The sequence below is a fragment of the Micromonospora sp. NPDC049662 genome (genome assembly GCF_040675055.1).
Lineage (GTDB): Bacteria > Actinomycetota > Actinomycetes > Mycobacteriales > Micromonosporaceae > Micromonospora.
Genome location: NZ_JBFAOC010000002.1, coordinates 97,500 through 113,259, shown reverse-complemented (window position 1 = coordinate 113,259; position 15,760 = coordinate 97,500). Strand labels below are relative to the sequence as shown.

Below are 15,760 nucleotides of genomic sequence, written 5' to 3'. Positions count from 1 at the left end.
CGTCCGTGCGCAGAAGAGGAAACAGGCACGCCACTGACAGTTTTGCGAGATGGGCGGCACGGGCACGGGCACGCACGGGCACGGACCGCACGAGCACGACGGCCTGCTGCTCTCTCGACAGCGTCGGGCCGCACAGGCACAGGCGGGCCGGCACGAACACAGACACCGGCACGAACACAGACACCGGCAGGCACGAGCACAGACACCGGCACGAACACAGACACCGGCACGAACACAGGCACCGGCACGAGCACAGACACCGGCACGAGCACAGACACCGGCACGAGCACCGGCATCCCGGCGCGAGCACGAACACAGGCACCGCCTGGCACGCGCACTAGCACGACCAGTGGCAGCAGCAGCGGAATCGCCGTCGGAAATGACGCGCAAAGTACCCGTTGCGTTACGAGCTTGTTTCCAAGATGACGGGAAGGTTACGAGTGCTTCTGGAAGATCGGCGCCGATCCTACGTTTCGGCCACCGTCATCAGTCGTGACGGCCGGCACCGAACGTGGAGGCAACGACGTGCCACAACCGATCACACATCGGCCCGGACGGACCAGACGCGGCGTCGGCATGCTGGCCGCCGTGGCGCTGACCGCGGCCGGCCTGACCAGCCTGCCGGGTAGCGCCACCGCCGCCCCGACCAGCAGTGGCCCGACGGCCCGTTACCTGGTCCAGCTCGCCGAGGAGCCGCTGGCGACGTACACCGGTGGGGTCCCTGGGATCGCGGCGACGAAGCCGGCGCCCGGCGGCAAGCTGAACCGCACCTCCGGCACCGCCAACGCCTACCGCGAGCACCTACGGCAGAAGCGCTCGGCTGTCCTGGCCAGCGTCGGCGTACCGGCCGACCGCACCCGGGTCACCCTGGAGACCGCGTTCAACGGCTTCGCCGCGGACCTGACCGGGCCGCAGGCGGCCCGGTTGCGCGCGACGCGCGGTGTGCGGGCGGTGTACGAGAGCCGCACGGTGCACGCGGCCACCTCGCACACGCCCGACTACCTCGGCCTCACCGGAAAGGGCGGGGTGTGGAAGCAGGAGTTCGGCGGGGAGTCCCGCGCCGGTGAGGGCGTCATCGTCGGCGTCATCGACAGCGGGTACTGGCCGGAGAGCGCGAGCTTCGCGGCGTTGCCCACGCCCCGGCCGGACCAGGCGATCATCGACGCCAAGTGGAAGGGCACCTGCGATGTCGGCGTCGAGGCGCCGGTCACCTGCAACAACAAGGTGATCGGTGCGCGCTGGTACAACGACAGTGGCATCGCCGACGCGTTCCCGGACGACTATCAGTCGCCCCGGGACCGCAACGGTCACGGCACCCACACCGCCAGTACCGCCGCCGGCAACCACGGCGTGCAGGCGACGCAGGGCGGCCGTGACCTCGGCATGATCTCCGGCATGGCGCCGGCCGCCCGGCTGGCGATCTACAAGGCGCTGTACGACAACGGCGCCGGCTCGGCGTCCGGTACGGACATCGACATCGTGCACGCGATCGACGACGCGGTCGCCGACGGCGTGGACGTGATCAACTACTCGATCGGTGACGACAGCGAGCAGTTCGGCGCGGTCGACGCGGCGTTCTTCAACGCGGCGGCGGCCGGGGTGTTCGTGGCGGCGGCCGCCGGCAACTCCGGCCCGTACCCCAACACGGTCGACAACTCGACGCCGTGGGTGACCACGGTGGCCGCGAGCACCACCGACCGGCAGAACAACCGGACGCTGACCCTCGGTGACGGCACCCGGATCACCGGGGCGGGCCTGGGCGAGACCGGTGTCGGGCCGGCGCGGCTGGTCTTCGCGCGGGACAGCGCGCTCGACCCGGACGGCGCGTACGGCGCGGGCCTCTGCGCCGACGACACGCTGGACCCGGCCAAGGTCAAGGGCGCGATCGTGCTCTGCCTACGCGGCGAGATCCCGCGTACCGACAAGAGCGTCGAGGTCGCGCGGGCCGGCGGCATCGGGATGGTGCTCTACAACGACGAGCTGAACTCCCTCAACGCCGACGTCCAGACGGTCCCGACCGTGCACATCAACGAGGTGGACCTGGCTACGGTCACCGCGTACGTCGCCAAGGGCAACCCCACGGCGACCATCTCGCCGGCCAAGCTGGAGATCGTCGAAGCGCCGTCGGTCGCCGCGTTCTCGTCGGCGGGACCGTCAAACCTGAACGCCGGTGAGCTGCTCAAGCCGGACATCAGCGCTCCCGGGCAGGACATCGTGGCGGCGTTCTCGCCGTCCATCGGCGGCGAGGACTTCGCGCTGGAGTCCGGCACCTCGATGGCGGCGCCGCACATCGCCGGTATCGCCGCTCTGCTGCTGGCCAAGCACCCCGACTGGTCGCCGGCCGCGGTCCGGTCGGCGCTGATGACCAGCGCCACCGACAAGACCGACAAGGGCAACCCGATCAAGATCGGCACCCGGGACGCCACCCCGCTCAACTACGGGGCCGGTCAGGTCAAGCCGGGCGGCGCCTTCGACCCGGGCCTGGTGTACGACTCCGACCAGCGGGACTGGATCAGGTACCTCTGCGGGGTCTCCGCCGACCGTGGCGGCGACTTCGGCCTCGGCGACCTGGAGGGCTGCGACACCACGGGCGCCATCGACACCGCACAGCTCAACTACCCGTCGATCGCGTTCGGCCGGATGGTGGGCAAGCAGACGGTCACCCGGACCGTCACCAACGTCGGCGACAAGACCAGCACCTACTCCTCCTCGGTGCAGGCCCCACCGGGCTACAAGGTCAAGGTCACCCCGGCGAAGATGCAGATCCGTCCCGGTAAATCCGCCCGCTTCAGCGTGGAGGTCACCAACACGGGCGGCGCGTTCGACACCTGGGCCGACGGCTCGCTCACCTGGAGCGACCAGTTCAAGCACCGCGTACGCACCCCGCTGATCGTGCACAACTCGGGGCTGGTCGCCCCCGACGCCGTCGTCGGCAAGGGGACCTCCGGCAGCGTCTCGATCGCCGCCGAGGTCGGCTACCGGGGCAAGCTGATCTCCCAGCTCGCCGGCCTGACCTCGGGCACCAGCACCGCGGTGACCCTCAAGGGCGACGGGCCGAGCTGGGACTGGAGCACGTCGGACAACCTTCCGGTCCCGCTGCCCGCCTCGATCAGCAGGACCACCCTGCACGTGCCGTCCGGCACCCGCAGCCCACTCGTGCAGGTGACCTCGGCGCGGCCCACCTGCTCCCACATCGACTGGGACGACGAGGAGGGGGTGATGGAGTGCACGGAGTTCAGCCTCAACGTCTACGACCGGAACGGGAAGTTCGTCACCGCCACGGCCAGCGGCCGTGACGGTGCCAAGGTGACGCTCCCGGACGGTCCCGGCGACTACATCGTGGTCGTGGAGCAGGAGTTCACCGAGAACATCGCGGACGAGACCAACGCGTACACCATCACCAGCTACCTGCCGGGCGCGCCGGGCACCTCGACCGGCCGGTCCACCATCGACCCGGCGCAGCGCAGCGTGCAGCCGGGCGCGACGGCGAAGCTCACCCTGCGCTGGTCGGGGCTCCTGCCGGGGCGGCGTTACCTCGGGGTACTGGAGTTCCGCAACGGCGACGGGTCGCTCAAGACCGTGCCGGTCACCGTCCAGTCCTGACATCGGCAACGCCCGGCGGACGGCGTGTGACCTGAGTCACCACCGGACCGCCGGGCGGCCGACCCCCCGCGCACGGGTGATCTGCTCGCCCCACGGTGAGCGGCGACGACGACAACACGACGCGGGGCGGCGGGGGTTCCACCTCCGTTCGCCCCGCACGCCTGCGCGGACCCGTCGAGTTCGTCGGACGCAGAGCCGAACTGGCCCAGCTACGCCGCCTCGTCGAGGCCCCGCCCTGCCTGGTCCTGCTCGAAGGCGAGCCCGGCATCGGCAAGAGCCGACTGGTCACCGAACTGCTCGCCACACTTGGCGGACCGCACCTGGTCGGCGAGTGCGACGACGTACCGGAGCCGTTTCCCTTCGGCGTCCTGCTGGATGCCATCCGAGCGGGCGCGGACCGGCTCGGACCGGTCGACACCCTCAACCCGGTAGCGGGCGCCCTGGCGCCGCTCCTGCCCGAACTGGCCGACGCGCTGCCCGCCGCGCCGCCACCGTTGGCCGACCCGGCGGCCGAACGGCACCGCCTGCTGCGGGCCGCCGCCGCGGTGCTGGCCGCGCTGAGCCCGGCCACGCTGCTGCTCGAGGACCTGCACTGGGCCGACCCGGCGACCTGCGAATTCCTCGGCTACCTCAGCGCCCGCCCGGTGGACGGTCTGGCCGTGCTGCTCACGGCCCGCACGCCGCCGCCGGGTGGCAGCACACCGATCCACGACGTGCTCTCGCGTACGCCCCGGGCGGTCACCCGCGTCCCGTTGGGTCCTCTCGACGCGGACGACGTGCGTCGACTGGCCGCCCGGACCCTGCGGTTGGACGAGCCGTCGCCCCGGCTCACCGCCGCCCTGCTCGACCGCACCGCCGGCATCCCGTTCGTGGTGGAGGAGGTGCTGCGGACGCTCGCCGAGCGCGGCGGCGACCCCCTGGCCGACGACAGCGTGCCGTTCGTCCTACAGGATGTGCTGCTCTGGCGACTACGCCCGCTCGACGACGCCACCCGCGAGGTGCTCGGCGCCGCCGCCGTGCTCGGTCGGGCGCCCGATCAGCGTGTCCTCGCCTCGGCGCTCGCCGAGGACCGGACGACCGTGGGCGCGGCGCTGGCCGCCGCGCACCGAGCCGGCGTGCTGCACGACGACGGCGAGGGGTTGCGGTTCCGTCATGACCTGGCCCGCCAGATCGTGTACCACCTGATGCCCCGGGAGACCCGGGAGTGGTTGCACCTGCGCGTCGCCCGGGTGCTGGAGCAGGAGTTGCCCCGCCCGGTCGCCCAGCTCGCCCACCACTACCGGCTGGCGGGTAGCGGCGCCGACTTCGTCCGTAACGCCGAAGCCGCCGCCGACCTGGCCACCGAGCGCGGCGACGACGCGACCGCCGCCGACTTCCTGCTCCAGACGATGGACGTCGCGGAGCTGCCCCGACCGGTACGGGCACGGCTGGCCGGCAAACTCGGCCGGTCGGCCATCGACGGGCTCAGCCAGGCAACCGCGATCCCGGTCCTGGAACGGCTGTTGGCCGACCGCCGGCTGCCGCCCGGCACCCGGGGCGAACTGGGTCTGGTGCTCGGCCGGATGCTGCGTCAGCAGGGCGAGGCCCTGCGCGGGTACACCGAAATCGAACGAGCCGTGCCGTACCTGCGGGCACCGCGCCGCCGGGCCCCGGCCCTCGCGGTGCTGGCGGCCCCCGACACGGTGGTCGGCCGGCACGTCGACGACCACCTGGCGCGGTGCACGGAGGCGGAGGCCGCCGCGGTCGCCAGCCGGGACCCGGCGGCGCACCTCGCGGTACGCATCGCGCGCGCCTCGCTGCTGCTGGAGCTGGGCGACCCGGGCGCGTGGGCGATCGTCGAGGAGCTGCGCGGCTCCGCCGACCTGGTCGACCGACCCCGCGAACACGCGCGGGCCTGCCTGAACTGGGCGCAGGGCGCGCTGCACGCCGGGCACCTGTCCCGGGCCACGGCGCTTCTCGCGGACGGCCGCGAGCTGGTCGAGGAGACCGGTTACCAGCGGCTCGCCTCCCTCGTGGAGGCGACCGAGCTGTCGCTGGACCGGGCCGCCGGGCGGTTCGACGGGTTGGCCGAACGGCTGTCCCGGCTGGTGGTCAGCGCCGAGCGGATGCCGGTGACCCTGCTCGACGCGCGGGCCGACCTGGCCACCGTGCTGGCCCGCACGGCCACCGGCGACGACGAGGTACGGGCGGCCGACGGCGCGCTGCGTCTGGTGGTGACGGACGCGCGGCGGGTCGGCGCGATCTGGCCGCTGGTGCAGGCGCTCTCGGCGCTGGCTCGGCTGGTCCTGCGCGGGCTGCCGGACGAGGCAGTGCGGCACGCGACCGAGGCGCTGACGCTGGTGCGGGCCAAGGGCATCCTGGCGTGGGCCGCCGATGCCGTACTGGTGCTGGCCGAGGCGGCCGTGACGGCGGCTGATCCGGCCCGCGCGGCTGGGGCGGTCGCCGAACTGGAGGCCGGGATCGCGGGCCGGGACGCGCCGCTCGCTCTCGCCGCGCTGCGTCGCTGCCGGGAGCTGGTCCCGGCCTGAGCCGGCGCGGGAGCGTGGATGGGGTGGGCGCGCGGTACGGTCCGCGCAACGGCACGGACCCCTGCCACCGCCGGGAAACCGCAGGAGGAACGAGATGGAGCTGACCGAACCGACCGTCTGGAACACGGAGCGGTTGGAGCTGGGCGAGGGGTTGCGCTGGGTCGACGACCGGCTGGTCCTGGTCGACCTGCTGGCCGGGCGTCTGCTGGAGACCGACGGCGACCGGCCCGCCCCGCTGAAGGAGCTACGCCGGCTCGACGTCCCGCTCGGCGCGGTCGCCCCGGTGGCCGACCGACCCGGCGAGTGGCTCGCCGCCGCCGGCACCGGCGTCGCCGTGCTGCCCGCTGCCGGCGCTCCCCGGCCGATCGCCGAACTGGTCGCCGACGCGCCCGAGCCCACCCGGATGAACGATGCGGTCGCCGACCCGCACGGCCGCTTCTGGACCGGCAGCATGACGTACGCGCAGACCCCCGGCGGCGGCACGCTGTTCCGGCTGACCCCGGGCACCGCGCCGGTGTCCGCCGTGACCGGCATGTCCATCCCGAACGGGCCGGCGTTCGACGCCACCGGCACCACCATGTACCTCGCGGACACGCCGCGTGGCGAGATCGACCGGTTCGCCGTCGACCCGGCCACCGGTGACCTGCACGGGCGGACGCCGTTCGTGCGGCTGTCCCCGGACGAGGGCAGCCCGGACGGGATGACGGTCGACGCGGCGGACCACCTCTGGGTCGCGTTGTGGGGCGGCTCCGCCGTCCGCCGCTACCGGCCGGACGGCAGCCTGGACCGGGAGATCCAGCTACCGGCGGCCCAGCCGGCCGGCATCTGCCTCGGCGGCGGCGACCTGCGGCGTCTCTTCATCGGCACCGCCTCGGTCGGCCTCACGTCGGCCGGTCCGCTCGACGGCGCGCTGCTCGCGGTCGACGTCGGTGTCCCCGGCCTGCCCATCTCCCACGCCCACGCCGTCTGACCCGACGTCGGACGGCCACCGACGACCCACGCCGAACCGGTCCGACCCGACGTCGGGCGGCCGCTGACGACCCGCGCCGGACCGCAGAGCGGCAGAGGCATATCGGACGCCGGGGTGGGAATAGCCACGCCGGAAGCGGCAGTGGGTCGACCGACAGGGGGCTGGACGATGAGCACCGTGGAGCGTTCGTCATGAACGGGCCGGTCGGCGACGAGCCGGTTGGCGAGTTGGAATTGGTGCACACCTTCACCGGCCCGATGCCGACCGGGGTGAGCGTCTCGCACCAGGGGCGAATCTTCGTCAACTTCCCGCAGTGGGGTGACGACCCGCCGGCCGGCGTGGTCGAACTGCGCGACGGCCGGGAGGTGCCCTTCCCCGACCAGGCGTGGAACAGCCCGTCCGGCATCGACGACGCGGGGGCGTTCGTGTCGGTGCAGAGCATCGTGGTGGACCCGGCGGACCGGCTCTGGGTGGTGGACACCGGCAGCCCGAAGCTCCAGCCCACGAAGCCGGGTGGGCCGAAGCTGGTGCGGATCGACCTGGACAGCGACACCGTGGCCCAGGTGATCACCTTTCCGCAGGACGTGGCGCCGCCGACGACGTACCTCAACGACGTCCGCTTCGACCTGCGTCGGGGCGAGGCCGGGGTCGCCTACCTCACCGACTCGACGGACTCCGGGCCGAACGGGATCATCGTGGTGGACCTGGCCAGCGGCGCCTCCTGGCGGCGGCTGCACGATCACCCGTCCACGAAGGCGGACCCGGTGACGACCTTCCGCCCCTTCGTCGAGGGTCGTCCGCTCATGAACCGCCCGCCGGACGGCCCGCCGAAGCCGCTGGCGATGGGCTCCGACGGCATCGCCATCTCGGCCGACGGCGAGCGGCTGTACTACTCCCCGCTGCTGTCCCGGCACCTGCACAGCGTCTCGGCCGAGGCGTTGGCCGACCCGTCGGTGACGCAGGAGGCGGTCGCGGCGACCGTCGTCGACGAGGGGGACAAGGGCACCGGGTCGGACGGCCTGGAGTCCGACGACAAGGGGCGGCTCTACTTCACCTCGTACGAGCACAACGCCGTGCTGCGGCGACTGCCGGACGGCGAGTACGAGACCTTCGTACACGACCCGCGCCTGCTGTGGCCGGACACCATGTCGGTGGCCGCCGACGGGCACCTCTACGTGACCGCGAACCAGCTGCACCGGCAGCCGCAGTACCAGCGGGGCCGGGACCTGCGACGCAAGCCGTACGCGCTGTTCCGGGTGAGGATCGACGCCGGCCCGGTGCTGCTGCGCCCCTGACCGGGTAGGCATGGCCGCGCGGGCGGCGGGTAGCCCGTCGAGTGGCCGACTGGCATGAGCTGTTCGTCCCGGACACCCCGTTGGTGGAGATCGTGGTTCGGGGCAGCGTCATGTACCTCGCGCTGTTCGCCTGCGTCAGCGCACCGGCAGGACACGGTCCAGCAGGTCGAACAGGGCCGCCCAGTGCCGCTCGGTGGCCTGCTCGTGGTACATCGGGGTGTCGGCCATCGTGAAACCGTGGTGCGCGCCCTCGTACACCTCGGAGCGGTAGCGCACCCCGGCGGCGTCGAGCGCCTGCTCCAGGGTGGCGATCTGCTCGGGCGTCATGGACTGGTCCGCGTCGGCGTGCCCGAAGTACAGCTCGCCGCTGATCGAGCCGACGCCCAGGTGCGGGCTGTCCGGCGCGTCGGTGACGACCCGCCCGGCGTGGAAGCTGGCGACGGCCGCGACGCGGTCCGGGTACGCCTCGATGGCCCGCAGCGCGTTCGTACCGCCCATGCAGTAGCCGGTGATCACGACCGGGCCCGGCCGGACGTCGTCGCGGGCGGCCAGGAAGTCCAGGTACGCGGCGGTGTCCCGGCTGATCACGTCGGGGGTCAGCGCCCCGATCAGCGGCACGATCTTCTCGAAGAGGGCCCCTCGCTGGTCGGCCTCGCCGAGCCGGGACAGGTCGAACAGGGGCGCCCGGCCGGCCCGGTAGAACAGGTGGGGCGTGAGCACCAGGTAACCGCGTTCGGCGATCCGCTCGGCCATCTCCACCAGTCGGGGCCGGGGGCCGAAGGCGTCCATGAAGAGGAGCACGGCGGGGAACGGGCCGTCACCGTCGGGCCGGGTCAGGCTCGCGTCCGCCGTTCCGTCGCTGGTCGGGATGTCCACCGTCGTCGTCTGCACCGAGCCTCCTCGTACGCCGATCTTGGTCCGTTCGGAACGTTACTCGCCCTGTCTGAGCAGCGGTCCGCCAGCCAGGGATCGGCGATCCCTGGACGAGGTCACCCTGAATACCGGGCGCGAACCGACCCAGTGTTGTCGGCGACCGATGAAGGACGCCGCGACGTGGAGGTTGTCGTGCTCGATGAGACCGTTGGGGACCTGACCGGAAAGCTCGCCGTGGTGACCGGCGGCAGTGACGGGCTGGGGCTCGCCCTGGCCAAGCGGCTGGCCCGCGCCGGAGCGGAGGTGGTGCTGCCGGTCCGCAACCCAACCAAGGGTGACGCCGCGCTGGACGCCGTCCGGGCCGCCGCGCCGGGCGCCACCGTGTCGACCCGGCAGCTCGACCTCGCCTCGCTGGACTCGGTGGCCGCACTGGCCGACACACTGCTCGGCGAGGGGCGACCGATCCACCTCCTGATCAACAACGCCGGTGTGATGACGCCACCCACCCGACATACCACCGCCGACGGCTTCGAGCTGCAGTTCGGCACCAACCACCTCGGCCACTTCGCGCTGACCGGACGGTTGCTGCCGCTGCTGCGGGCCGGACGAGCCCGGGTCACGTCCATGTCGAGCAGCGCCGCACGCTCCGGCAGGCTGGACTGGGACGACCTGCAGAGCACCCGACGGTACGGGGCGGTCCGCGCGTACAACGCCTCCAAGCTGGCCACGCTGCACTTCGGGCTGGAGTTCGACAGGCGCAGTCGGGCCGGCGGTTGGGGCGTCACCAGCAACGTGGCGCACCCCGGCACCACCATGACCAACCTGTACGCGTCCGGGCCCAACCTGGGCCGAAGCCGGCCCTCGCCACACCACGCCCTGATGAGCCGGCTGGCCCGCTGGGGCATCCTGGTCCAGTCGGTGGATGCCGGCCTGCGGCCCGCCCTCTACGCGGCCAGCAGCGAGCGGGCGCAGGGCGGCCGGTTCTACGGGCCGGACGGTCTGGGGCAGTTCACCGGCGCGCCGACCGAGTTGACCGTTTACCGTGCGGCCCGCAGTACGGACGACGCGGCCCGGCTGTGGACCGTCTCCGAAGGGCTGGTCGGCGTCGAGTACTGAGCGGAGACGCGCCCGTTCAGGCTGGTACGAAGCGCACGGCGTCGGCGACCACGTAGCCGTCGGTGTCCTCCGTGCGGATCAGCACGCTCCCGTCGCTGCCCGCGGTGAACGGGTAGGTGCCCATCGACACCCACTGGCCGCCGGACTGCCGCTGGTCGACGGTCCGGGTGGTCACCCCACCGGAGTACGCGATGTCCACCGGCACGTTCGTCGCCCGGTTCGGGTCGGCGGTCCAGCGCAGGTGCACGGTCCACGAGCCGGCGGTGGGCAGCGTCGGGCGGAACCGCAGCCGGTTGACGCCCTTGGCGGTGTTGCCGTCGTGCTCGTAGTCCGCGCCGTAGTAGCCGCCGATGCTGGTGCTGCGCAGCCACGTCCCGGCCCGGGTAACCCCGCTGGTCGAGGCGTTGTCCACGATCACCTCGCCGGGCGTTCCCCAGTCGAGCACCGCGCCGTCCTGGCGCAGCCGGGCCTGCAGGGCGGGTACGGAGACGGCCTGCACGGCGAGGTCGCCGGTGAGCGCCAGCGACGCCGCGGTGGCCGCCGCCTGCCCGAGGATCATGAACACGGGCTCCATCCGGATCGAGCCGTACGCGATGTGGCTGGCCGACAGGCAGACGGGCACGAGCAGGTTGGCGCACTGGTTCTGGTGCGGGACGATCGCGCGGTAGCTCACCGGGTACGGCTGCGGGACGCTGATCTGCACGTCCCCCTCGTTGCGGACCCGCCCGTCGACGACCACCCGCTGGCAGTTGTGTGAGTCCATCGTGTAGCTGGCCAGGCCCACCGAGTCGGTGACCCGTACCCGACCCCGGCAGTCGGCCTCGGTCATCACGTACGCGGAGACCATCCGGCGGGCCTCGCGGATGTAGAGCAGCGGTGGCCAGCCACCCGTGCCGGTGAACTCGTCGACGGGCAGCCCCCACCGGGCGGTCGAGTCGCGCACGGTCGCCGGCAGCCGGGGGTCGTTGGCCAGGAACCACATCAGTCCCTGCTGGTACGTGCGGTGCTCGGCGATGATGCTCTCGCGGACGGCCCAGTTCGCCGTCGGGTACGCGTAGTTGAAGCCGATGTCGTCGGTGGAGACCGCGCCGTTGTTGTTGGAGTCGGTCTTGCCGCCGCCGATGGATGCGGTGGTGAAGTACGGCCCGGTGTAGCCGGCCTGGATGTGGCGCAACAGCAGCTCGTACCGGATCGGGTCGTAGCCGGACGGCCTGGCGAACGGGATGCGGTTCGCCGCCTGGGTGAGGCACATCCGGAAGCAGTACGCCTGGATCCGGTCGTCACCGCTGCCCTGCGGGGCGAGCGGGGTGGTGGAGATGCCCGGCAGCAGGCCGCTGGCCGGCGAGCCGGCCGTCACGTACGGGTCGACGGGGTAGACGAACTGGTGGGTGTTGCGGGACTGCACCCCGTTGATCGTCTCGCCGTACGTGTCGTTGGACTCCCTCCCCACGGTGAAGCTCACCCCCGCCATGGCGAGCAGGTCACCCTCGTAGGTGGCGTCGACGAACACGCCACCTGCGTAGACCGAGCCGTCCTCGGTGCGCAGCTCGGTGATCCGGTTGCCGGCGCGGCCGAGGCTGGACAGTCGGGCTCCGACGACCACCGGGACGCCCGCCTCGGCCAGCATCTCGGCGAAGATCTCGGTGGCGACGTGCGGTTCGAAGGTCATCCGCAGCGGGGAGGTCGGCGTGAGCGTCCCGCCGTGGTACTTGACGTACACCCGGCGGTAGAACTCGGCGGCCAGCCCGCCGATGGACGCCTGGACGCCGGTGTCGGTGGCCCCGAGCCCGGCGGTGCTCAGCCCGCCGACGTGGCTGGTGGGTTCGACCACCACGGCGGTGCGGCCGAGTCGGCGCATGGTTATCGCGGCGGCCAACCCGCCGGCGGTGGCGCCGTAGACGACCAGGTCGGCGGTGGTGACGGCGGCTCTGGCGGGGCCGGCGCGGAACGGGTCGGCCAGGCCGGCCAGGACGAGGCCGGCGCCACCGGCGGTCAACAGCCGGCGACGGGACAGGGGCAGGGACACGGCGCACTCCAAGGGGTAACCGGAGGGGACGGTTACAGAAGCACGCCGCTGCCACTGCTAGCGAAATTCTTCAATCTCGGCGGGCGGGTGTCAACGGTCAGGGACGGTAGCGGTAGCCCATGCCCGGCTCGGTGATGAGGTGGCGGGGGCGGGCCGGATCGTCCTCCAACTTGCGCCGGAGCTGGGCCAGGTACTGCCGCAGGTAGTTGGTCTCGTTCTGGTACTCCGGCCCCCACACCTCCTGCAGGAGCTGGCGTTGGCTGACCAGCTTGCCGGGGTGGCGCAGCAGCTTCTCCAGCACGCTCCACTGCGTGGGGGTCAGCTTGACCTCGGTGTCGTCGTCGCGCCAGACGCGGTGGTCGGCCAGGTCGACGGTGTGCCGGCCGATCCGCAGCGCCGGCACGGCCTCGGTGGGGCCGCCGAGCCGCCGGGTCACCGCGCGGATGCGGGCCAGCAGCTCCTCCACCCCGAACGGCTTGGTGACGTAGTCGTCCGCGCCCGCGTCCAGCGCGGCGACCTTGTCCTCGCTGCCGGCCCGACCGGAGAGCACGATGATCGGCACGGCCGTCCAGCCGCGCAGGCCACGGATCACCTCGACGCCGTCGATGTCGGGCAGGCCGAGGTCCAGGACCACCAGGTCGGGCGGGTGGCTGGCGGCGGCCTTCAACGCGGCGGCCCCGGTCGCGGCGACGTCCACGTCGTACCGGCGGGCGCGCAGGTTGATCCGCAGGGCCCGCAGGATCTGCGGTTCGTCGTCGACGACCAGGATGCGCGTCATTCCTGCGGCTCCTCCGGGCTGGTCTGGGCGGCGGCGGGCAGCCGCAGCACCATGGTGAGACCCCCGCCGGGGGTGGTCTCGGGGGTGATGCTGCCACCCATCGCCTCGGCCAACCCCCGGGACAGGGCGAGCCCGAGGCCGACGCCGGTCTGGTTGTCCCGGTCACCGAGGCGCTGGAACGGCAGGAAGACGTGCTCCCACTTGTCCTCCGGGATGCCGGGCCCACGATCGATGATCCGCAGCTCGACCTCACCGGCGTGCGCGCTGGCGGTGATCGTGGGCGGCTGGTCGGGCGGGCTGTAGCGCAGCGCGTTGGCGATGACGTTGACCAGCACCCGTTCCAGCAGGCCGGGGTCGGCGGTGGCCGCCGGCAGGTCGGCCGGGATGTCCGTGACGACGGTCGCGGCCGCCGGGCCAAGTTCGTCCAGGGCCAGGGGTACGGCGTCCTCCAGACCGATGACAGTCGTTGAGATGCCCAGCGCGCCGGCCTGAAGGCGACTCATGTCGAGCAGGTTCGCGACCAGTCGGGCGAGGCGGTCGAGCGACTCCTCGGCGGTCTCCAGCAACTCCTCGCGGTCCGCCTCGTCGAACTCGATGTCGTGGCTGCGCAGGCTGGTCACCGCCGCCTTAGCCGACGCCAGGGGCGTACGCAGGTCGTGGCTGACCGCCGCGAGCAGCGCGGTGCGCATCCGGTCGGCTTCGGCGAGGGGCCGGGCGGTGGCGGCCTCCTCGGCGAGCCGTTCCTGGCGTAGCGCGACGGCGGCCTGGGCGGCGAACGCCTCGACGATCCGCCGGTCGGCGGCCTCCAACCGCCGGCCGCTGAGCACCACGGTGATGCGCTCGTCGACGGGTACCGCGGTCTCGCCGTCGTCCGGCGTGCAGGCCGGCTGCTCACCGACGCTGGCCACGACGCACCAGGCGTGTTCCTCGCGGGCCCGCTCGGGGCGACCGCTCGCCTCCTCGGCCAGCTCCAGCAGACTCACCGCGCGCAGCCCGAACGTCTCGCGGAGCTGGTCGAGCAGGGCGGCCAGCGGACGTTCGCCGCGCAGCACCCCACCGGCGACGGCGGCGAGGGTCTGCGCGTCGGCGGCGGCGCGCGCGGCCTCGCGGGTCCGCCGGGCGGCCACGTCGACGATCCAGCTCACCGCGAGGGCCACCCCGACGAAGACGGCGAGCGCGAGCAGGTTGTCGGCCTCGGCGATGGTGAGCGTCCGGTACGGCGGGGTGAAGAACCAGTTGAGCAGCAGCGACCCGCCGAGCGCGGCCACCAGCGCCGGCCACACCCCGCCGACCAGCGCGACCCCGACCACTCCGGCGAGGAACAGCAGGATGTCGTTGGTCAGCGTCAGGTCGGGCAGCGCCTTGAGCAGCAGGGTGAGCAGCGGCATGCCGAGCACCGCCAGGCCGAAGCCGAGCAGCCGGCGACGTCGGGACAGCGCCGCGGGCACGGCCGACGCCCGCCGGCCCTTGCCGGCCTGCTTGTGGGTGACCAGGTGTACGTCGATCGAGCCGGAGAGCGCGGTGGTGGTCACCCCGACGCCCCGGGCGAAGATCTGCGCGAGGCGACCCCGCCGACTCGCGCCGAGCACGAGCTGGGTGGCGTTCACGCCCTGGGCGAAGTCGAGCAGCGCAGCCGGCACGTCGGTGCCGAGCACCTGGTGGTATGTGCCGCCCAGGCTCTCCACGAGCACCCGTTGGCGGGCGAGTTGGGCCGGGTCGGCGCCGGCCAGACCGTCGCTGCGGGCCACGTGCACGGCGAGCAGGTCGGCGCCCTTGCTGCGGGCCGCGATCCGGGCGGCCCGGCGGATCAGCGTCTCACCCTCCGGGCCGCCGGTCAGCGCCACCACGACCCGTTCCCGGGCCTCCCAGGTGGCGGCGATGCCCTGCTGGCTGCGGTACCTGTCGAGCTGCTCGTCGACCTTGTCGGCCAGCCAGAGCAGCGCCAGTTCGCGCAGCGCGGTGAGGTTGCCGACCCGGAAGTAGTTGCCCAGCGCGGCGTCGATCTTGTCGGGGCGGTAGATGTTGCCGTGCGCCATCCGCCGGCGCAGCGCCTCGGGGGTCATGTCGACCAGCTCGACCTGCTCGGCGGCGCGGACGATCTCGTCCGGCACGGTCTCCCGCTGGGTGGTGCCGGTGATCTGCGCGACGACGTCGTTCACCGATTCCAGGTGCTGCACGTTGACCGTGGACAGCACGTCGATCCCCGCGTCCAGCAGTTCCTGGACGTCCTGCCAGCGTTTGTCGTGCCGCGAGCCGGGCACGTTGCTGTGGGCCAGCTCGTCGACGACCGCGATCTCCGGCCGGCGGGCCAGCACCGCGTCCACGTCCATCTCGGTGAACTCGGCGCCCCGGTAGGTCATCGTGCGGCGGGGCACCTGCTCCAGGTCGCCGATCATCGCGGCGGTGTGCTGCCGGCCGTGCGTCTCCACGAAGCCGATCACCACGTCGGTGCCGCGCGCGGCCCGCCGCTGGGCCTCCTCCAACATCGCGTACGTCTTGCCGACGCCGGGAGCGGCCCCGAGATAGATGCGTAGTTCTCCGCGTGGCACGGGAACCATCCTCTCAATGTCG

The 15,760-nt window shown here is 72.7% G+C and carries 9 protein-coding genes and 1 pseudogene; 6 read left to right on the top strand and 4 right to left on the bottom strand.

The genetic code is table 11. The features are described 5' to 3' along the window. The first annotated feature begins 588 nt into the window (after positions 1-588). From AB0J36_RS02350 to AB0J36_RS02330, 5 genes and pseudogenes are all read left to right on the top strand, one after another. Positions 589-3,603 (top strand): S8 family serine peptidase, encoded by a 3,015-nt coding sequence (locus tag AB0J36_RS02350; protein ID WP_357396306.1) that lies wholly within the window; start codon positions 589-591, stop codon positions 3,601-3,603. A 95-nt stretch (positions 3,604-3,698) separates the two neighbouring features. Then, entirely contained in the window at positions 3,699-6,131 is a 2,433-nt protein-coding gene (locus AB0J36_RS02345) for an AAA family ATPase (protein ID WP_357396310.1), read from the top strand. Positions 6,132-6,225: 94 nt separating this feature from the next. Continuing rightward, a complete protein-coding gene (locus AB0J36_RS02340; RefSeq protein WP_357396313.1) occupies positions 6,226-7,101 on the top strand; it encodes an SMP-30/gluconolactonase/LRE family protein in 876 nt (291 codons plus the stop codon). 191 nt (positions 7,102-7,292) lie between these two features. Next, positions 7,293-8,396 (top strand): L-dopachrome tautomerase-related protein, encoded by a 1,104-nt coding sequence (locus AB0J36_RS02335; RefSeq protein ID WP_357396315.1) that lies wholly within the window; start codon positions 7,293-7,295, stop codon positions 8,394-8,396. A gap of 41 nt (positions 8,397-8,437) precedes the next feature. Next, a pseudogene (locus tag AB0J36_RS02330) lies at positions 8,438-8,524 on the top strand (DUF421 domain-containing protein); the annotation flags it as partial. Positions 8,525-8,531: 7 nt separating this feature from the next. On the opposite strand, the gene AB0J36_RS02325 reads toward AB0J36_RS02330, so the two are convergent. Further along, entirely contained in the window at positions 8,532-9,287 is a 756-nt protein-coding gene (locus tag AB0J36_RS02325) for a dienelactone hydrolase family protein (RefSeq protein ID WP_357124127.1), read from the bottom strand. A 174-nt stretch (positions 9,288-9,461) separates the two neighbouring features. Here AB0J36_RS02325 and AB0J36_RS02320 point away from each other — a divergent pair, with 174 nt between their 5' ends. After that, a complete protein-coding gene (locus tag AB0J36_RS02320) occupies positions 9,462-10,385 on the top strand; it encodes an SDR family oxidoreductase (protein ID WP_357171953.1) in 924 nt (307 codons plus the stop codon). Positions 10,386-10,401: 16 nt separating this feature from the next. Here AB0J36_RS02320 and AB0J36_RS02315 read toward each other — a convergent pair whose 3' ends face one another. From AB0J36_RS02315 to AB0J36_RS02305, 3 genes are all read right to left on the bottom strand, one after another. Beyond that, entirely contained in the window at positions 10,402-12,411 is a 2,010-nt protein-coding gene (locus tag AB0J36_RS02315) for an FAD-dependent oxidoreductase (protein WP_357396319.1), read from the bottom strand. Positions 12,412-12,508: 97 nt separating this feature from the next. Then, positions 12,509-13,189, bottom strand: coding sequence for a response regulator (locus AB0J36_RS02310; protein WP_234586659.1), 681 nt, complete (start codon positions 13,187-13,189; stop codon positions 12,509-12,511). Further along, positions 13,186-15,738 (bottom strand): DUF4118 domain-containing protein, encoded by a 2,553-nt coding sequence (locus AB0J36_RS02305; protein WP_357124118.1) that lies wholly within the window; start codon positions 15,736-15,738, stop codon positions 13,186-13,188. Before AB0J36_RS02305 ends, AB0J36_RS02310 begins: the two co-directional genes overlap by 4 nt. Positions 15,739-15,760 lie beyond the last annotated feature (22 nt).